Source organism: Xanthocytophaga agilis, from assembly GCF_030068605.1.
In the GTDB taxonomy this organism is placed as follows: domain Bacteria; phylum Bacteroidota; class Bacteroidia; order Cytophagales; family 172606-1; genus Xanthocytophaga; species Xanthocytophaga agilis.
Map to the genome: position 1 here is coordinate 620,139 of NZ_JASJOU010000003.1, position 20,561 is coordinate 640,699.

Genomic DNA, 20,561 nt, shown 5'->3' on the forward strand with positions numbered 1-20,561 from the left:
TATAACAAAAAACGTGATAACAGAGGAAATACGACTTACTCTCTCCTCCATTATCACAGTATACAAAAATCTATCTAAAAAGTGTCTTAATGTCGTCCACCCCCATGAAATCCTCCGCCATGAAAACCGCCTCCGGCAAAGCCACCACCGAATCCACCTGAAAATCCCTGACCTCCTCGAAACGATCCCCATGCCTGGGCATGTGATTCATTAGCCCGGAAATGATCCATGCGACTGGAATTTTCAAATGCAGGAACTCGTCCAGAACGCAGAGGTTGCTCCCGTACATTTCCCTGAGGCACAATAGCCTGATGTTGAGGCAGGAAATTTCGTCTGTTCAGATCAGTCCGGTTAGCCATAGGAGCTACAGGATTATGCACATAGTGATTACGGGCAACATTCCAGAAGGCATTATGAAAAGGCATGTAGGGCACACGAGGGGCATATTGATGATAAAAATTACCATATGCGTGATACAATGCCGGATAGCGGTGATATCCGTAGGTAAAGAACCAGTTTGAATACGCAAAGGAAGGTAGCCCAAAAACCATCAGATTGCCACCCGCACCAAAATAAAAGCCAGTTTGCATATACAATGGCATTGGATACCATAGAGCATAATCATACCAGTAGGGATAGCCAAACCAATACGAATAAGGACTTACCCCATAATAGTAATTGGTTGTAGTCGCTGCATTGGGGATAACAGTATCCGATACGGTATAGGCATAGTGATTGTCAGCAGCAAATTCTTTTGACGACTTCTGCAGTTCCTGCAAAGCCTGCGGATCAGACTCCAGTTGCTGGCGATAAGCGGATACCTCCTGCTGATTTTTTGCCTGCAAGGTAGTATGTAACTCAGCCAGATGGTTACGTACCTGTTCCGGATCTGCTTTAAAACTATCCTCCAACTGCATGGTCAGGTCCATATGATCTGTTAACAGTGTCAATACTTCAGGCATATCAATTAATTTATTGAATGCATTCTGAGTTGCAGGACTATACGATGCAGTCAACTGATCAAATGCCTGAGCCGCATTCTGATTCATCTGATCTATCTTTACCAGATCCGCAAAATGGTGATGATAGATATTCCATAACGCTTCTTTGGCATTCTGATCTTCTACCATTGCCTTCACACTGGTCTCAGAACTGCCTTTTCCCAGACCTGCCAGGGTATGTACTACCTGAGGATAACGGGCAACCTGGTAAAAATAATCCTGCTCTCTTTGGGAATGTGATTGAATCAAATCCTGAAACTGCTGGCTTGTCTGAGCCTGCATCCTTGAAATACGTGCCAGTAACTGAGGTGCTTCACTCGCAGTCAGAATAGCCTCACGTGTAGCACTATCATAGGGAGCTATGGAAGAAACAATATCCTTATCCTGATTTTGCAATTGCTGAGTCAGGGTGGCAACTGGCTCTGTCTGATTAGTCGCAGGAGACTCTGCATTTTGAGCCATAGTACTTTGCAGGCAGCTTATCAACAATAAGCTAGTAATCAAATATTGAAATGAATGAATTTTCATATGCTTAAAAAATAAAACCAATAAACGGAAATAGAAGATACAGGAGGAGCCAAGAATCTTTTTGCAGCACTTAATTCTCTGTTAATTAATCTGTTACAAAAACTCCTGTACAAAAGCTATCGTCTAGCTGTTATGTTTCTCCAGCCAGTTGTGGCAACGGGCAGTATAGTCTTTTAGTTGAGTAGTACTTATCTTCTCCCCCTTTTGTAATCTGGTTTCAAAGTTTTCACCATCCTTGAGTAAAGCCTCTCCTTCCTGTTTAAGAGACGAAGTATCCTTGTTGACTCTCTGTCTCAAGTGTGCTACAGCAACGGTAAGCAATCGGGCTGTCGAATTTTGTTTTTCAGGAACAAAGGTCTCCTCTACGGCAAAGAACAAATTATGTGTCACAGTATTCTGAGCCTGTGCAACAGCATTTTGCAATGGTCCTATATTTGTCAGCTTTCCAGCTTCAATTTGTTCCTTCAGTTTTTCGAGCGTTTGAATGGCACTTTGTACAGCTTGTTTGCCCTGTCCGGTATACCTGGCCGTTTCTTCCTTCAGCGCCAGTATTCCTTCCTGAATCTGTGTAGCTGCCCCTTGTGTATTTTTATGACTGAAATCATCCAGTGCTGTCATCAGATGCACATCTGAAGGACGTTCATCAACGGCCATAACCTGCGTTTGCAGTTCATCCATTGGAATGGCTCCGGTGGTATCTATTACTTCTTTAGAAGCTGTATTTCCCTGACTTTCCTGTTTTTTCTGTTCACAGGCAGAAGTTACCAGCAAACCTGCCAGCAATACTTCACAAAGAATAGTGCTTTTCATATCTGATAAAAAATAAGGTTGTGTTTAGTAAGATCGTTTAGCATCACAAACACAGGATGCCAAACCTATCTGATTCCTACCAAGAGGAGATATTCTGCATGGATAGACCGTTTCTGAAATCTCCTGTTTGATAAGGCTAAGTTGGGTCTGGTGTCTCAAATTCTGATTGAACCCAGATTAAAATGCAATTAATTTTGAGAAAGAGAAGAATCTCAGGAAAGTACAAAACGAACTATATGCTACCTTACGCCGCCATCTATTACCTGAAGCTATAGTATGCGTATAGTTGAAAAACACTCGTTAAGCATGTCATTGTTACTGATTACAGGCTTGGTCCTTTTTTCAGTAAACATTTACTGGTTTTATTCGAACTACCGGGAAGATGAATTCTATCATCGGTTACGTCAGGCTGCACTGAACATGGAACAACTTATTTTTACCAAAGGAAGCAGCAAAGAACAGCTCCGTTTACTGGAAGCCTTACAGGATGACCCTTACAGCAAACGACAGATCATTATCTATGACTCTATTGGAACCATACTTTTCCGATCAACAGGTGCAGTGGCGCATCTGAATGAAGCCTACCAGAAACAGGTTTTAAGGAAGGAAGTTGAATTTCGAAAAGATGGCTATGAACGTACCTTATTTGTAAGCAGGAATAATCCTTCCCGAAAACTTCTTATTCTGGAAGCAGCCGGATATGATCTGGGAGGTTTTAATAAACAGAAAAAACTACGAACTACCTTGATTCTTGGCTCTCTGATTCTGATTGTATTACAAGGGCTAGCCACCTGGTATTTCATGCGACGTGACCTACTTCCACTGAGTCGTATTGCCAGTCAGATGAAGCAGATTTCGGGGCCTACCTTTCATCAACGATTATCAGAAGCCAATCTCAATAATGAAATCGGACAGATGTCTCATGCTTTTAATGAACTACTCGATAGAGTAGAGAAAGCGTATCAACAACAATTTAATTTTATCTCCTATGCTAGTCACGAACTACGCACTCCACTGGCTATCCTACTCAGCAATTCACAGGTAACGTTGTTTAAAGAACGGACTACAGAAGAATATGTACAAACCCTGAAATCGTTTCAGGATGATGTAAACCAGATGATACTTCTGGTCAATAGTCTATTGGAACTGGCCCGACTCAATGCAGATGCCCAGTCTGTCTCTTTTTCCTGCCTGCGTTTGGATGAACAACTTTGGGCAGCGTCCGATTTGCTTAAGGAGAATCACCCCGACTATCAGATTCATATTGACTTTGCCACAATAGGAGATACAGATGAGGCAATGCTGGTCATGGGCAATGCCCGCCTATTGATGCTGGTATTTAAAAATCTTATGGAAAACGCCTGCAAGTATAGTAGCAATAAAAAGGTGGTTGTAAACATACAGGCTGGTCAGCAACAGGTGTTGGTAAATGTTTGTGATGAAGGTATAGGTATGTCTGCTGCAGAACTGGAACATATCTTTGACGCATTTTACCGCAATGGTCAACACAGTAAAATTGCAGGATATGGTATTGGTCTACCCCTGGCAAAACGTATTCTGGAGATTCACAGAGGAAGCATTGTGGTACAATCTGTAAAAGACAAAGGATCTGTATTTACAGTTACTCTCCCTACCTGGAAAGAAGATTAATGTCTTTTTAATCTGAATTTAAAATCATTTTTAGAAGGCAGAAGTAGTTTTATCACAGAATGTCAGACAAACGTTCTGACACGATTCACTCACACTTATCCGTTTCGTATGAAAAAGAGATTCATGTTGGCTACTCTGGTAGCTGCTCTGTTCAGTGGCGTTATGTTTGCGCAAACTACCCCTGCTAAAAACAGTAAGCAGGAGAAGAAAGAGAACATGGCTACAAATCAAGGCAATAAGGCCGAAAAAAATATGGAAAACACAGAGAAAAGCACTGTACATAAAGAATACCACAAAACCTCTGTACACAAGAAGACAGATCATGCAAAAAAACAGTAATGCATTCTGTAACACAGTATGAAAATATACAGTGAAAATCTCTGCTGATATAGACATTTAATTGGTCCAGACGAAAACAGGAAAATGTCTTGTTTTCGTCTATAAAATGAAAAGCTATGAAAATTCTGATAGTTGAGGATGAAGTGCGCCTGGCAACATTCATTCAGAAAGGATTGGAAGAAAATGCCCATCTGGTTGACATTGCCAACGATGGGGAAGCAGGACTACAATTGGCATTTGGCAATGAATATGATGTAATTGTAGCAGATGTCAATATGCCTAAGCTGAATGGCTATGCTATGACTCAGGCACTACGTAATGAAAACCAGCAAACTCCTATTCTAATGCTCACGGCTATGGGTAGTCTGGCAGATAAAGCAACTGGATACGCAGCTGGCATTGACGACTTTCTGGTTAAACCGTTCCAGTTTGAAGAACTCCTTATGCGCCTGACAGCTCTGCATCGTCGTAGCTCTTTAAACCAGATTCAGAGTCGGAAAAATCTGTTAAAAGTAGCGGATCTGGAAATGGATCTGACAAGTCGTACAGTGCAACGAGGGGGCAGATACATTGCATTAACAGCCAAAGAATATATGTTACTGGAATACCTGATGCGCAACCGTAACCGAATTGTATCACGGATAGATATTGCTGACCGGGTTTGGGATGCCAATATGGACCCTGCCAGCAATACGATTGACACTTATATCAATTTTCTGCGTAAAAAACTTGACCACGGGCAGCAACATAAGCTAATACATACCATTATTGGAATGGGATACAGTATACAGGAATAAACTGTGCTCAGAACCTGGTTCTATTGTTATCTTTAATCACAGCAGTAAAGTTGCATATAGTGTATCTTTGTGTGTCGGCTCAACAGATGTTTTATATGCTTATTGATATAGAGAAACCATTTATCAACCTGGAAATAATACTAGCAGATCTTCAGGGAGCTTTTCCAGAGTATGTATTTATATTAAGACAAGGGAACTGGGAACAATTTATTGAATTACAATTGTCCAGGTTTAGTAGTATAACTATCTGGTACAGCCCCCGAGAAAAAGCAATCGAATTATCTGATAACATTCCGATCCCACTACTCAGAAAAAAATCAAGAGAACGAAGAAGGCAATCAATTATCATTGAGTGGAACCCAAGAGGAAATAGTTTATCTATACGTCCTTTACTCCTTTCTATACATTCCCTTGAGCGGTCAAAAGTAAAAAATCAGCTAAAAAACTTTCTACAGGCTTACTATAGATAGCTATCAGGTATAGATAATTTATCTCCTAATCACACCTTTCAACAACAAATTCTGGTATCGAGAAAACATGTCTTACCAGTAAACCTTCTAATGCAAGTTCTCGTTTAAAGACATGTTCTGCTTCCATTCCGGAAAAACAAAAATGTGCAGAAGAGTATAATCGTATCAGGTATAGCAGCCCTGCATGATCTGATGCTGATAATAGAGTCAGAGGTTTGTTTTATGCATCTTCCGCAAAGTTGGAAGATACTGTTTCAGAAAGAGACAGAACCACTGTACTTTATTTTACATCGTCTTGCTCAGTATACTTATGTTCCGGATTTTCAACATACAGGTCTGCAGAATTACTCTTCTCCTTACAACTCATACAGACAGGATTTCGGTTGAACTCTTTCAGCAAAAGCTTGCGGAGTTAACAAAAATCCTGCACCTAATCAATTATTCCTTTCCGGAAATCAACCCATTAGAGAAAATTAAACTCTATGTATCTGCGTCGTCAGATAAAATAGGAAGTAGTGGTATGTACAAATATTAACTACCTGCCATACAGCAGTTTCCTGCTTAATAAATGATATTAAATTTTATATTATTATATATTTCAACTAATAGCTACCTATTTAACACCAAAAATTATTTTATTATTTGTTTTAAAAATATTTTTATAATTAAAACTCATTATATAATATTGTCGCACCGATTACTATATCCTATTTTTATATCTATTCAATACATTACACTCTTTCATTTTTATGGCGCTCACAACTCAACAGGTCGAGGCATTTTTTAGCGACTGTCATGCAAAAGATGCTCAGCAGAAAAATTCATTTATCAATGATGCTGACTATATCAAACACATGCAGGAAGTAGAAGACTTTATCCTGGGAAAAACCACTACCATGCCCAATATGCGCAATGTAGGCTGGAACTTTCACTCCTGGGGACTTCATGACCTTCCTAACCTGATACCCGTTGCGCAATCCTGGGGGATATATGAAGAACGTATTCTATCTTTTGTCTTTCATAAAAACAACAAAGATCTATCCTGGTGGATGGAATACTGGATGCGTGATCAGATTGCACAATCAGGCGACTTTGATGTAATGGCACAACTAGCACCTATCCTGAAAAAATCAGGCATGAAGGACAAAGATATTCTCATGTTTGGCATGGATAATTACGATGATCCGTATTTCCTCTATGAAGAGGGTGCTAACGATACCGAAAATCCACAAACAGACAAGCCGTCATCCTTTGGAAAATATGTCCTATCCTTTTTGCCTCAACAGGCTCGTTTGGTGATGGATGCCAATGCAGACGAAGACAACAGCCGATTTGAACTATGCCGTCTTCTGTATTATCACCACCGCGAAACACTCAATGAATATGTAGATGAATTTATCGTACCCAAAAGCGGGTATCACCACAATGGCCTTGACAGCGATGTAGTCAACTTCTTACTGGAAAAGGATGCAGCTTCTTTTGAAAAAGCAATCATCAAAGGAATAGAAAAGCAGATCAAGCAGCAACAAATTGATCCGATTGATGTCTACTCAAACTGGAAAAAACTGGACAAGGCATTTCCTGGTAAATATGAGTCTCAACTAACAAAGTTTTATAAAGACTACCTGGATCACTTTGAAACAGGAGCCACTAAAGGCACCTGGGGGTATAGCGATGAATACTCTTGGGACGATAATCAACGCAAGTACCTGACAGTATTGTCATTTGAGGACATGCTGGAGCGTGATCCTGTTGCCGCACAGGCACGACTAGTTCCTTTTATAAAGAACTCCCCTTTTCTGGTACCTGACTTCCTGACATTCCTGGATGAAAAGTTTGGTGCGGATGCTATGAAATATTGGCCTGATGCTCTCGGTAAAAACCCAAAAGATGTAGGAAATGAATATTTCAAAACTTTATTTGAGATCATAGAGAAATATGACTTTTCTTCTATTGAAGATAGCCTTTGGGATTTAACCAAAACCAAATCCAAACGGATACGCTTTATGCTCGCTACAGTGTTAAGCAAGCAGGGAGACAAAGCTATAGCCCGGTCAAAAGACCTTCTTAACGCCAAAACAGCCGACACTCGTCAAACAGCAGCTTTGATCCTTGCCAAAATTAATACAGAAGAATCTATTGCTATTCTGTCTGCAGCATTTAACTCTGAGAAAAATGATGATGCCCGTGATGTAATGCTTGAATCACTGGCAAACAAGCTCTATGGCGAAGCAAACGATAAGCTGTTGGCAGATATGGTAGAATTTGCCAAACAACGTGGTAAAATTTCTGAATCACCCATTAGCTGGATAAAACCAAATGCATTACCAACTCTTTACAAAACTGACGGCACAGCAGTAACTACTGATGAGGTAATATTCCTGTTGTATCGTATGAGCCGTGCCAAAGGTATTCGTCCTGATCTGGAAGCAAAAGTGTTGCTTTCACTGATAGATAGAAGCAAATCCGGAGATTTTGCTAAAAAACTATTCAAGCTTTACATCGACAATGGTGCTGATGCCAAACAAAAATATTGTCTCACACTGGCAGGGCTCCTAGGAGATGACGAAACGGTAAATCTGTTGCGTAATCAGGTAAATACCTGGGTAGATAACTCAAGAGGTAAAATGGCTGAATACGCTGTAGGAGCTCTGGCAATGATTGGCAGCAACAAAGCTCTACGGACAGTGGAATTTTTTAGCCGTAAATACCAGAATAAAAACAGCAATGTAGGAAGTGCAGCCCATGCCGCACTGGAAGAAGCCGCCGAAGAACTAGGTATGGATATGAACGAACTGGCCGACAGCATTATCCCAGACTTCGATTTTGATGGTATGTTCAAAACCTTCACTGTCAATGATTCTGAATACCGTGCCTTTATTGATGTCAACTTTAAAATGGCATTCCTGGATGAAGATGGCAAAAAACTAAAGTCAGCCCCTAAAGGAACAGCTAAAGAAGTTCAGGATGAGTTCAAACTAATCACCAAAGAAGTTCGTGATGTAGTAAAATCGCAGTCACCTCGTCTGGAGCAATACATGGTAACTGGACGCAGATGGGAACTGGATGCATGGCAGAAATTTTTTCTGGGCAACCCAATTATGTTTGTCTATGCTACCCGCCTGGTGTGGGGTGCATTTGATGCAAACGGACAATTACTCACCACCTTCTGGTGTGCAGAAGATACCAGTCTGATGAGTCTGGAAGATGAGGAAGTAGAACTATCGGAAGAAACGGCTACTATTGGTATGATACATCCGCTGATGATCACTCCAGAAGAACGGGAAGCATGGAATCAGAAGTTTTTTGACCTGCATATCGAGCCTATTTTCCCTCAGATGCAACGGGAAGTTATTACAATTGATGAAAAAGAAAAAGCAGCTGTAGAATCCAATACATTCTCAGGCAAAAAAATCGAACAGGGAGCTCTTTATCTGGCCAAGACACTGGAAAAACTCGGCTGGCGTCGTGCAGAAGTAAGTGATGGTGGCTATGTACCTGCTTATGAAAAAGCATTCCCTCACCTACGGGTACGTGCAGAAATTGAAACAGAAGGCATTACAGTAGGCTATTATGATGAGGATGCTTATCTGGGTCGATTACATTTTGAATCATATGCATCTGAAAATTATGGAAACAAACTAGCTTTTGGCAACATTCCAGGTATTGTATATTCAGAGGTAATGGCAGACCTGCGCAAAATTTTACCTCCGGCAGAGAGCAAAGAAGGCAAGGAGTAACATCTGTTATCCTATTGAGAGAACTTTTCGCTTTTATTATTTCTAAAGGATTCTTTCCTACTGTCCTCCAGGAGTGACTTTCCCACTACAGCGGGAAGCACATTCTGGAGAACAGTAGAAACGATATTTTTTCTGAAGCCAATAGCGTTAGGAGGATGTTTACTCCTGAAGCTATTGTTATTCCTCCAAAGCTATGAAACATAAACTACCAGCTATAGAAAGTAAAGCAAATACCCACTACAAATCAATACTTAGTACTACACTCATAAAAAATACATCTATGTCCGAACTCAGCTCCTTGCTGGCAAAAATCAGTATCACACAGGAAAACCTGAATAAATTCCTGGCAGCCCCAGTAGCGACATTCGAAAGGCAGCCTGGCTGGAAAGAATGGTGGGATAGCCGTGAAATGTATGGAAAATCTGAGTTTACAACTGATCTTCTGGACGCTTATAATGAAGAGAGTACCAATCAGGGAATTGTTACTGACTGGATAGAATACAAGCCATCTATTTCCCATTCAGAATACAATCCACACACACAAACCTGGTACTTCTCTATCTTTCAATTTTCTGAAAACTATCAGGAGATGATCCCTGTACTAGGATTTCTGCGTAACATAGAAACCTACAAGAACCTGGATGACTCTGACTTTGTCATTGTCTATCCTTTTGTCTGGGGTGATGATACAGTACAGGCTTACATCCGGTTTAAAGACAATGAAAGCTACTTTGCAGATAAAACCGATCAGCAACACCAAAGACTAGCTTCACTCTATCTGGATAAAATCTGGAAGGACCTTGAAACCAAATACAACAATGAGCCTGATTAACTCAAAGCCATCTGTTATCAGAGTTATCCAGGAACAATCTTTATCTTTCCTATACATCAGCAAACCAGCTAAGGTATCACCGAAATAAAATCATCGACTTCTCCTTTCCAAATCACCTGTACAACTAACTTTTCATACACAACTATGCAAACAGAATTTGCCTCTATCACAGAAGCTTCACAGCGCTGGATCAATGAAGGAAAGTCCTTTAAGGACAAGCTAAACAACTGGCTTGACGAAATCTACATTGATAAAGTAAAACCAGTCACTCCGTGTCCGGAAGATACACGGAAAGATATGACAGCCTTTGTGATGGACCAGATTTATTACCATAATGAAGATGGGGAGTTTGATAAACTCCGTCAGTTATTTCCTCCGGACAACGATCCCATAGACTGGACTGGAATCACGGAATGTGTGTCTCAGGTGGTGGTATTACCTGATATGCGGTTGGTAGCTACTGTAGGTGATTGGTATGAACCAAGACGGGTCTATCTCATTTCCGAAAATACCTTTGAACTACAGCCTGATGTATTGATGATTGGAAAATCATTCGATAAAAAATACATTGCCCGGGTATATGCTGACTACATTGAAGTAACTGAAGGATGGGATGGTCACAGTATTAAAACGTTTGCCTCACCCTCTACTTATGGATTGAAGGGTCCAAAAGATGGGTTATCGAATCTCAACTTTACAGAATTTGGGATTCAGCAGATAGTAGTTTTTCCTAACGGGCAACGGGTTGCAATAGCCACTTCCAAAGGTATTTTTGTATTGGAGGAACAAACATCACACTTCATTGAAACGGAAGAGAACTCTTCCCATACTCATAGAGAAGAATTTACATTTCGGTATGACTACCCACATGTAGATGTTTCTCCGGATGGAAAATATATGATAACAGGTAGTCAATCCTCCCCTCATCTCTTATTCGAAGAAATCAATGGACAATGGACAACTATCGCTACTGTAGAACCTCGTTCATCCTATCCAAATCTGGCACGTTTCAATACAACTATTGAGGAAGAGCCAGATACTGAAAACTCAGGCCCACAAGTTCTGCTGTGTTCCTGCCATATTTCAAGAAGTGCATCAATTGCGCTGCCACTTACTAATCTTACTCCCAACTTTTACGCATCTGGTTATAATGCTGACCCTACCCTCAATTATATAGACGACCGTAAATGGGTATTCTCTGCAGGACTTTACCAGTGGGGGTATGCATTGGGCTGTAACGATGGGTATATGTGGTTCAGAGACTATTATGGTAACCTATATGGTTATTTGCATATAGGAGGAACCGTTATGGACATCGACTATTCTCCAGACAGAACCAAAATGGTAGTAGCCAGCTATATCGGACAGATAACAGTATACGATTGCACCGAACTTTTCCAGGAAAATGAAGACCTGTTCCGGGATGAAGCCAACCGTCAGGAAAGACGTAAAGATGACTTCGCCATTACCAACACCTGTTACAAAGACATCAAACGCTACCTATTCTGGAAAGAAAATCCACCCCTTGTCTGGTAAGATAATGATAGACATTTTGTCCTCCCTCTGGAGAGCACTCCCTTTTTGTCCTTCTGAAAGGAACTTGTGACAAAACCGGCGGCTTTTCCGACTGGAGAATAGTCTTTCTCTCCAAAACACAGATCACTCTATTTGTCACAAGATTCTTTCAGAAGGACAGGAAAGAAAAAAATCTTTGAGGGATTGTATGAAGAACAAATAAATAAACATAGAAAGTAGTAGCAATACGACAGATAAATATAACCCAACTTCTTACATTCAAACATAACAATACCATATTTTGAATAACTATGCACAACCAGATACAATAGAAATACCCCCAATGATCTTTCAACCACCGCTATGGAAAACTTTCACAAAGAACATATAGAAGCAATAAATCACTTTAAAACCGAAGCCAGAAAAGCCTTCGCTCACATCTGCCTTAACTTCGGTTTTAAAGAAACAGACTACTCACCGGAAGAATACCAGAATCCCTTCCAAATCCAGTTTGAATCTCCTCAGATCCGAATTTTAGCAGAAGGCATTCATTGGGGAATGAATGCAAATGTATGTGTAGGCAAAAACACTTCAGACACAGAGTGGTTCAACATTGAATATATCTGCAGGCTGCGTATACCCACAGTACCTGTAACAGGAAGTCAGACTGAACAACTTTATGGGTATGCTCACTATCTGGAAAACTACGCAACCGATATCATGAATGGTGATACTGATTTTCTTGACCAGCTGGCTTTGAAACGCAAACAAGAAAAAGAAGAAGCTGAGAAAGCGCGGCAGGCGGCTATAGAACAAAAGCTAATGGAAGGATACGTACCTATTCATAACCCTTATGGGGACCCAATCCTGCGAAAACCTCGGTTAAATCTGCATTCCTATGAAATAGCCCGTTTGAAGTTTCCACAAGCCACACCTATCTATCCGGAAAGCCCTCTAGAACCGGGCTATAAAGCAATCATTGACAGATGGTTTAAAGACATTGGAGAGAATATACGCGAAACTGAACTTCTCTGCGAACTATCCACAGACAAAGTAATGATAGAAATTCGGTCGGCAACAACAGGTAAGCTTGTATGGCTACTTCCTGAAGGTACGATTGCTCAGTCAGATCAATGCATAGCACTTATAGCAAGCGATCTCTAAAATATACAAACCCCGTCATTTATTTTTTACTATACCAATCAGTCTATATTCAACTATGGCATTTACCCGGCAACAACTTGAGCAGACGGCAAATCAGGTTCATCACCAAATACAGACCTATCCCTACACAAGTGATCAAACAAAACAATACCACTATCCAGTATTGGACGAAGGGGTATAAAGATAGTGGAGAAGCTGAATTTGGTAATCTCTATTTCCTGAAACTTTCAGGCGAATAGTATGAAGAACCTCATATACCATTAGGACAGGTCCCTCTGTACTCAGAGGTGCTTAGTGAACTGGAGCAGATTGTACTAAAAGAAGAAGTGGCTCAATAAAAATTCAAGTAACTCAATTTCAAATACTACACCATTCTATCCTACTAAAAAATTATGCAGTCTATTTCACTTCATTATCGGGAGGGTTCTTCTGACAAAATATATCAGGTTACACTAGAACCAGATGGCACAGGCTATCTGGTTAATTTTGCCTTTGGGCGAAGAGGTACAACTCTTCAAACTGGAACTAAAACTCAGACGCCAGTAGATTTACCAGCAGCCCAGAAGATCTTTGATAAACTGGTCAAGGAAAAGACTGCCAAAGGATACAAGGAGGTAGTTGATGCGGGTGATCTTTCAGCACCTGTAGCAGCCTACCAACGCACTGACCGTGAACAAAATGATACAGGTATTTATTGTCAGTTACTAAACTCTATTGAGATAGAGGATGTAGACAGATATATACAAGATGACTTGTACCTGGCACAGGAAAAACACGATGGTAAACGGTTGCTACTTGCCAAACGCAATGGAGAACTGATTGCTATTAACCGCAAAGGATTATCTGTTGGCTTTCCGGCAGTATTTCAAGGCTTGCTATCTCACTCAACAGACTTTATTTTGGATGGAGAAGCCATTGGCGAAACGTTTTATGCCTTTGACCTGCTGGAACTAAATAATGAAGACATTCGGCCTCTGCCACTCTCCAGCCGATTGGAGAAGCTAACAACCTTGCAGAAAGACTTGCAGGCTCCATTCCTGGTTGAAACCGCTTCTGCTCAGGATCTGGCCTCTAAGAAAAGTCTGTATGACAAACTGCATACGCAGAAAAAAGAAGGAATTATTTTCAAGCTGAAATCATCAGTCTATACTCCTGGTAGACCAGCATCCGGAGGGACGCAACTTAAGCATAAGTTTTATGCAACGGCGTCATTTGTAGTCGCAGCAGTCAATAATAAACGCAGTGTAGCTCTGGGCTTGTACAAAGAGGGTACACTGGTAAAAGCAGGAAACGTAACCATTTCGATCAACTTTGATATTCCCGAAGAAGGTGATATTGTAGAAGTACGCTATCTGTATGCATTCAAAGAGTCAGGCTCTGTGTACCAGCCCGTTTATCTGGGTAAGCGTGTTGATCTAGACTATGATGATTGTATCGTTTCTCAACTCAAGTACAAAGCAGATCAGGAAGAGGAGTAAAATACAGAGGTCGTTTCTACTATTTCACTATCTACAAACATTTTTTAGTATGATTGCTTATCTGGAATTACCAGAACACACAAAATTTTACGAGATCCGACAAATTGCCACTATTCTTACGACTATCAGTGGTCGCATCGGAACACGGGGTCGGGCTACTGTTAAACAGTTCACTGATGAGAAAACCACATTGGCACAGTTTGAAAAAATCCGCCAGAAAAAGATAAAGGAAGGGTATGAGCTTCGGGACTTTCCATTTCCTTTCTTTGGTGCTGGGCATGGACGTTATTTTGAATGGGCAGAGATACTAGTGCGTTTTACTACTCAACCCACTTATGAACAAACAGAAAAGATCATGCAGTCGGCTCCTGCTCCAATCAAGCCTACCAGAGAAGACTTTACTGGACGCATGTTACATGCTGCCAGTGAACAGTTTGTGAATATGTATATTCAGGCAGCATACGAAGGATCACCGTTTAAAATAGAAGACATTACTCCAGGAGAAGCAATACCTTACACAGACAAAAGTGAGCTGTATTCAGCTACACCACGCGCATTGGATGCTTTCGAACAGGACATTGAACGCTGGTTGCTCGAAATTCATCAGTTCTGTCCCATTGAGTTTGTTTTCAGAAGGGAAGACTGGGAAGCAGGTGGTTCTACCTTATCTGCCTGGCATCGGATCAGTCTGGAGTCTATTCCGGAACTGCTTGAGCAATGGGAACAAGACCCGGATACCTACACCCAATCCGAAAAAGAGAAGAATCTGTTTAAGTATGCAGTATTGGGTATTTTTAATTTTGGCAACGTAGAGCCTGATACTCCTTCTGAAAAGCTGGGTGACTATATCTTTCCTGATGTAAAATTGAAGCGGTTATTTGCCAATGAAGACCTTTCAGAAGCAATTGCCTATTATCAGCAGCATAAAGAAAATGAAGGTATACTTAAGGCTTGCAAGGAGGTACTGGAAAATCTGATTGAGGAAAAGAATTACGCAAAAGTCAATCAACTAGCCGAACAGGTCTTGGATACGATCATGGAAGATTATCACTTTATCACATCCAAGGTTGGAAAGATTTTATATGCTGCACTGAAAGTAAATAATCAAGGATTGATTGACCATCTGATACAGCGACTCTCCAATCAGCAATCGGCCGAATTATCTGCTGGTTTCCATACTTTTAGTGGCGACTGTATATCCTGTGACGTGATGAATAATATTGGTGGATTTGCATTTTCCTTACAAAGAAAGCCAACGTATAGAGAGTCACAACGTATGTATGAGATTGCTCTGGACATCCAGCCTCCTCAACCGTGCACCAATCGTCTGGAAATGTTCTGTAATGCCTTATGGGTATTGCAAAACGACAATACGGGCTTGCCTGTTAACCATGAGTTAAATGAGAAGTTTCTAGCCAAATGTTTGCCATATGGCCCTAACAATCCAGCTATCTTTTTTAATGCAGCCTGCCTGTATGTAGAGATGAATCAACTGGATAAAGCAACAGAGTGTGTACAACATGCCATTGATCACCTGTATAACAACATCAAAAGCATGAAAAACCAGATACAGACACTTGCCATGTTTGCGGAGTTTCGCGCCTATCCCCCATTGAAAGCGATATTGAAGATATAAGTGCTTTGCTTGCAGATAAAACCAACTAGTATCCAACTGATACTCCTTTACTCCAGAAGATAAAAAGAAATGCAGGTATTTTACAACACCTGGAAGGCCATTGTGAGTTACTTGTTTTACCAGACTGGAAAATACTATTCGATAAAAGAAAGAGTTATTTAATCCTATGCAAATACAGGAAACACCCGAATACCAACTCATTAAAACTATATATGGAGACCGAAAAGCAACCAGAAGTCAGGTACCGTTACTAAATCACATTGACGAAGGTATACAGATTCTGGTATGGGAACAGGCGGAGTTAACTATTCAGCGTGCGTATTGTCTGCATCCGATATTTCAGGGAGATGACTCACTACTGGAAAACTATAAAAACGTTTCGTTAGACAATCTGGAAAACAGAGCTATTCTGCTGGTAATGGAATACTGAAATATTGCCAATCAATACCTTTCTACCCACATTATTACCTAGTTGGAAGAGATCAGACTCAGCCCGCTGAATGAAGTGAATCAGATGCTGATAGCTGATAAAATACAGAATCGAAAAGATTTTGAACGCTATCATCAACAATCCCATGCACGATCTGAGGAGTTAACAATTTACTTTGCTAACTGGCTAAAGCGACTTGGAATAAGCGAAGAAAAATACCAGCACTATTGTCACCAGCTTCCAGGCTGTATGCAAGCTGGTCATACAGATCTACCGGTATAGTTACCAGCAGAAACATGCCCATCTATACAATCAGAATACAATCCATAATCTATTGAAAAGTACCATAGTATTAGTAGAAGCCCTGATTACCTTTTACTGTTTTTTTCACTTCCAGTTGTAATATGGTGAAAGCATACTTTAAGGCACTTGCCAGAGTAGCTTTAGTTATGATATGTGAAAAATCAATGCCCAACTGTACTACAGTCTGGGCTATTTCAGGCCGAATGCCACTAATGATGCATTCGGTCCCCATCAGGCGTGTTGCACTGACAGTTTTCATCAGATGGTGTGCTACCAGAGAGTCTACAGACGGGACACCGGATATATCCAGAATAGTTATAGTACTACCTGTGGCTAAAATCTGCTCCAGCAGACTTTCCATCACTATCTGTGTCCGGGAACTGTCCAGGGTGCCAATGATGGGCAAAGCCAGAATCCCATCCCAAACTTTGATAACAGGAGTAGATATTTCCGTCATTTCATCCGCTTGGCGCAGAATCACTTCTTCCCGTCCCTTGATGAAAGTTTCGAAGGTGCTAATCCCAAAAGAATCAATGAGTTTACTTAGTTTCAGGCTATATTCATACAAAGCAGTCGGATCTTCACTGATTTCCTGTTGCAATGTCTGTAGTATAGAATCTTTCAGGCTAAAGATATAGACGCCTGTCTCTCTGGGTGAAAATCCTTGCAGAGCACGTGAATAGGAAATATCTGCAAGCAACTCTAAGACTGGGTTGAACACAGGTGACTCCAGGTCAGTAAGACTCTGATCGGAAATCGTTTTGCCTAATAACTCTACCAGTTCTACAGATTGGTTTCTCAGTTCTTCATTGTTTATCAGATCTTCCCGCAAGCCTTCGTCTGTTAGTTGAGCATTCATCCATTGCTCGAGGATTTGTTTCTTTTTTTTCTGGAAGAATCTGGAAATATCCAATTTCATGTAAATGGGTATAAAGTTAAATGGATCAGAAGGCTATAAACGTACTGAAAAAAAACAGCTATCACTAATTAAATAAAAATTAAGCGCAGTAACAGGAATATAGCAGGTGCCAAAGTCGAAAAATCGCTGTATTTTACGACATGTTCCCACACGCAGATTTCTTACAGCATTAACCCAATACGATGGCTACACCAGAGGAACTGGCGAAGGTGTTGACAGATTTGCCCGGAGTCAGATGGTATATTTTACATCAGACACATACAGTCATTCTTTTCGTAACATTCCCAAACGTACAGGGTTTAGACTCATACAAACCTATAGGTTTCAACCAAAAGGACTCATCCACAGAAAAGCTTCAATCGTTACATAGGCTGAGCTGGTTATTTCCAGCAGATCCGGATTACTTGAAGACTTGCTTTTCTGATAATTAAGCATCTTTTCTTTTGTTCGTGAAAGATTCTCTATTGCACGTTCCCTAAGCAATGGAGAAGTCGCACTAGCAATTACAATTTGCGCCCTGTTGATAATATCAAACATAGAATCTGAATCGATTGTGCCTGTTTCAATACTCTCTATTTCTGTAAGAATCGCTTCTAAAAGAATTCTTTTTTCATGGGTTGTCGAATGTAGCACAGCTCAAATACATATACTGAACATTTATTATTCTCGATGGTTGATGGTATAGTTAGATACTTGGTTTTAGATACTCAGAGTAAAACTTTCAATAGAGGCATACACTCTGGCTATCATCTCTACCAAAAATACGGGGTCTTTATTCGGTTCGTTTTCATAGGAAGAAAGTCCTGTTTCGACAGTATCAAAGAAAGACAATGCCTTAGTTTTCAGTATGTGAGCCGCACCTCTTTCGTCCATTTCCAGAGCTTTAATCAATAAGGTTGCATGCATCATAATCATTCGCAATTCATCACAGACAGAAGCATCATCGGCTCTATGAATCAGACTTTTCACTTCGGGTAGTAACTCAACAAGCTCTGCTCTGGGTGTACTGAATCTTTCCTCTTTCGGCATTTGACGGTTCCTCCTTTTTAATGGTAACTTCCTTTGATTCAATAAGCAAAGTGGCTGTTTGATTTAGAAGGCATATAAAATATTAAATAGCCCTGGTAAAACTCACAATTGTGGTATAGGCTTTAGCTGAGAGGTAGATAAAGAAAAGAGAAGCACTGTCTGTGGAGGGTTTCTCGGTTTCGATATTTTCCAGTATAGTATGTAGAGTGGTCAGCGTATTTAGTTTCAATGCAATTACAGATTCATTCTTGCCTGCTTCTGATTGACTGATCGCTTCTACTACATGCTCAATAATCGTTTTTAAATATAAAATACAGGTATGGTAGCTTTCATCCTTATCAATTAGTCCTTCAATTTCTTTTAGTGATGTAATCAATTCTGACCTGAGAACACTACTTGCTTTTCCATTAGCCATGTTGCTTTCGATTACCTACATTAAATTAGAAGTCGCTAAAATGCTATTGCTTATGTACTAGTCATTGAATCTGCAACTGGCAGACTACTTTTTTATGGTTCTTTGCAAGAGAAGAGGCATAGCTTAATGTATAGACTTTCGCCATGAATTTATGTATGTATGCATACTCAAACGGATCACTATCTGATCAAGCTCATTCCTGTTGTCCTTACGTGTTTCTCTACCTTGAGCACTCAATGATAAAGTGGAAACTAGCAGGTATTCTTTCCATGCTTTTACTGATCCTGTTCAGAGAGTTTTATTTTCTAAAAGGAGGTGGATAATGGCTATCAGAGATGCTCACTATCGGGTGTTCTACTTGGCGGGTAATTCTTTTGATATTGTATCGTAAAAGTTATGACAGCCAATGACTCATCTGAGGTCATTTTTGATTTTTTAAGGCTTCTTTGTCACATGCTTTTGTTTAGTAATGTCAAATGTAACTTAAAAAAATACAATAAGAACACAAAACACAAAAAATATTTGCAGATGGTAGTAAAATGAATAGCAAAAATAGGGTAACACCACTGACACTGATAGGCAGTATGTGTATCATACCAATGCTGGTAGTAACTACAAATCTTCCAGATTACTTTTTCGTTTTTGCTTAAGTCTTTTGTAGAAAGATGGAGAGAATCCCGTTATTTTCTTAAACTGATTTGATAAATGTGCTACACTGCTGTAATGCAACTGGTAGGAAATTTCAGTAAGAGTAAGCTCGTTATAGAGTAGGAGCTCTTTCACTTTTTCAATTTTATGCAGAATAATAAATTGCTGAATGGTTATTCCTTTTACCTGTGAGAAGATATTTGAAAGATAGGTATAATCATACCCCAATTTTTCACTGATATAGTCTGAATAATTTATGGTAGGCAACTTCACTGAATAGTGAATCATTTCGGTAATAAGATTTTTGATTTTCTCAATCAGAATACTCTTTTTGTCATCCATTAATTCCAGTCCTGACCGAAACAAATTTCTCTTTAGCTGATCGTGTTGTTTAGCAGAAAGATCTTCCCTGATTTCGACCATACCCAATTCAAGTGCAGTGTAGTCAAGCCCTAATTTCCGGAGTTCTTCCTTTACAATCAGTTTACACCGCAAACTGACCATGTATTTAATATAAAGTCTCATATGTTTCTCTGTAACTCCTGCCGTTAGTGTTTATACTCTCCTGCTTCTTTGTCTTGTATCGCCTTCCTCCATATAAATCAGGATCTGTAAACGAAGGAAACTAACTGTGCTGAAAGAGTGGGGATCAGGATGGTGGGTAATAATGAGTAGTTGAATACCTCTTTCTTTCTGACGGATCGTTACACATAGTGATGACTCACCTTGTTAATTTATCACCACTATTTACAGCTTATCCTGTTTTTTGTATCTGTTTGTAGTATATCTGCCAGACTAATCAGTGAAAGATATAAGAAATTTTCAGAACTATGTAATGCTTTCCCGAAGAAGAAAAC

20 protein-coding genes are annotated in these 20,561 nt (G+C 40.1%); 13 read left to right on the top strand and 7 right to left on the bottom strand.

Annotated features, from left to right (window positions below; all coding sequences use genetic code 11):
- Positions 1-86: 86 nt before the first annotated feature.
- Entirely contained in the window at positions 87-1,529 is a 1,443-nt protein-coding gene (locus tag QNI22_RS12870; RefSeq protein ID WP_314511050.1) for a hypothetical protein, read from the bottom strand.
- Positions 1,530-1,652: 123 nt separating this feature from the next.
- The gene (locus QNI22_RS12875) at positions 1,653-2,339 is read right to left on the bottom strand and encodes a hypothetical protein (RefSeq protein WP_314511051.1); all 687 of its coding nucleotides are present in this window, start codon (positions 2,337-2,339) and stop codon (positions 1,653-1,655) included.
- Positions 2,340-2,615: 276 nt separating this feature from the next.
- Between QNI22_RS12875 and QNI22_RS12880 the strand changes: the two genes are divergently transcribed.
- From QNI22_RS12880 to QNI22_RS12940, 13 genes are all read left to right on the top strand, one after another.
- Positions 2,616-3,989: a HAMP domain-containing sensor histidine kinase gene (locus QNI22_RS12880; protein ID WP_314511053.1), complete on the top strand. Its 1,374-nt coding sequence runs from the start codon at positions 2,616-2,618 to the stop codon at positions 3,987-3,989.
- A gap of 108 nt (positions 3,990-4,097) precedes the next feature.
- The gene (locus tag QNI22_RS12885) at positions 4,098-4,328 is read left to right on the top strand and encodes a hypothetical protein (protein WP_313982265.1); all 231 of its coding nucleotides are present in this window, start codon (positions 4,098-4,100) and stop codon (positions 4,326-4,328) included.
- A 116-nt stretch (positions 4,329-4,444) separates the two neighbouring features.
- Positions 4,445-5,125, top strand: coding sequence for a response regulator transcription factor (locus QNI22_RS12890; RefSeq protein ID WP_314511055.1), 681 nt, complete (start codon positions 4,445-4,447; stop codon positions 5,123-5,125).
- Between the two features lie 95 nt (positions 5,126-5,220).
- Positions 5,221-5,595 (top strand): hypothetical protein, encoded by a 375-nt coding sequence (locus QNI22_RS12895; RefSeq protein ID WP_314511057.1) that lies wholly within the window; start codon positions 5,221-5,223, stop codon positions 5,593-5,595.
- A 749-nt stretch (positions 5,596-6,344) separates the two neighbouring features.
- Entirely contained in the window at positions 6,345-9,335 is a 2,991-nt protein-coding gene (locus QNI22_RS12900) for a DUF4132 domain-containing protein (protein ID WP_314511059.1), read from the top strand.
- 193 nt (positions 9,336-9,528) lie between these two features.
- Complete coding sequence (locus QNI22_RS12905; RefSeq protein ID WP_314511060.1) at positions 9,529-10,167, top strand: hypothetical protein; 639 nt, start codon at positions 9,529-9,531, stop codon at positions 10,165-10,167.
- Positions 10,168-10,311: 144 nt separating this feature from the next.
- Positions 10,312-11,703 carry a hypothetical protein gene (locus QNI22_RS12910; RefSeq protein WP_314511062.1) on the top strand — a complete coding sequence of 464 codons (1,392 nt, stop codon included), beginning with the start codon at positions 10,312-10,314 and terminating at the stop codon, positions 11,701-11,703.
- A 342-nt stretch (positions 11,704-12,045) separates the two neighbouring features.
- A complete protein-coding gene (locus tag QNI22_RS12915) occupies positions 12,046-12,846 on the top strand; it encodes a lipoyl domain-containing protein (protein WP_314511063.1) in 801 nt (266 codons plus the stop codon).
- Positions 12,847-12,901: 55 nt separating this feature from the next.
- The gene (locus QNI22_RS12920; RefSeq protein WP_314511064.1) at positions 12,902-13,027 is read left to right on the top strand and encodes a hypothetical protein; all 126 of its coding nucleotides are present in this window, start codon (positions 12,902-12,904) and stop codon (positions 13,025-13,027) included.
- 211 nt (positions 13,028-13,238) lie between these two features.
- Positions 13,239-14,324: an ATP-dependent DNA ligase gene (locus QNI22_RS12925; RefSeq protein ID WP_314511065.1), complete on the top strand. Its 1,086-nt coding sequence runs from the start codon at positions 13,239-13,241 to the stop codon at positions 14,322-14,324.
- Between the two features lie 49 nt (positions 14,325-14,373).
- On the top strand, positions 14,374-15,960 hold the full coding sequence (locus QNI22_RS12930) for a WGR domain-containing protein (RefSeq protein WP_314511066.1): 1,587 nt from the start codon (positions 14,374-14,376) through the stop codon (positions 15,958-15,960).
- Between the two features lie 166 nt (positions 15,961-16,126).
- Positions 16,127-16,390: a hypothetical protein gene (locus QNI22_RS12935; RefSeq protein WP_314511068.1), complete on the top strand. Its 264-nt coding sequence runs from the start codon at positions 16,127-16,129 to the stop codon at positions 16,388-16,390.
- 42 nt (positions 16,391-16,432) lie between these two features.
- Positions 16,433-16,672, top strand: a complete 240-nt coding sequence (locus QNI22_RS12940) for a hypothetical protein (protein WP_314511070.1) — start codon at positions 16,433-16,435, stop codon at positions 16,670-16,672.
- A 70-nt stretch (positions 16,673-16,742) separates the two neighbouring features.
- On the opposite strand, the gene QNI22_RS12945 is transcribed toward QNI22_RS12940, so the two are convergent.
- The 5 genes from QNI22_RS12945 to QNI22_RS12965 all read right to left on the bottom strand — a co-directional run bounded on the left by QNI22_RS12945 (position 16,743) and on the right by QNI22_RS12965 (position 20,229).
- On the bottom strand, positions 16,743-17,612 hold the full coding sequence (locus QNI22_RS12945) for an STAS domain-containing protein (protein WP_314511071.1): 870 nt from the start codon (positions 17,610-17,612) through the stop codon (positions 16,743-16,745).
- A 324-nt stretch (positions 17,613-17,936) separates the two neighbouring features.
- Positions 17,937-18,245 carry a hypothetical protein gene (locus tag QNI22_RS12950; protein WP_314511073.1) on the bottom strand — a complete coding sequence of 103 codons (309 nt, stop codon included), beginning with the start codon at positions 18,243-18,245 and terminating at the stop codon, positions 17,937-17,939.
- A 66-nt stretch (positions 18,246-18,311) separates the two neighbouring features.
- Positions 18,312-18,641 carry a hypothetical protein gene (locus QNI22_RS12955; RefSeq protein ID WP_314511076.1) on the bottom strand — a complete coding sequence of 110 codons (330 nt, stop codon included), beginning with the start codon at positions 18,639-18,641 and terminating at the stop codon, positions 18,312-18,314.
- An 82-nt stretch (positions 18,642-18,723) separates the two neighbouring features.
- Positions 18,724-19,056, bottom strand: a complete 333-nt coding sequence (locus tag QNI22_RS12960; RefSeq protein ID WP_314511078.1) for a hypothetical protein — start codon at positions 19,054-19,056, stop codon at positions 18,724-18,726.
- A gap of 612 nt (positions 19,057-19,668) precedes the next feature.
- Positions 19,669-20,229: a helix-turn-helix domain-containing protein gene (locus QNI22_RS12965; protein ID WP_314511080.1), complete on the bottom strand. Its 561-nt coding sequence runs from the start codon at positions 20,227-20,229 to the stop codon at positions 19,669-19,671.
- Between the last annotated feature and the right edge of the window lie 332 nt (positions 20,230-20,561).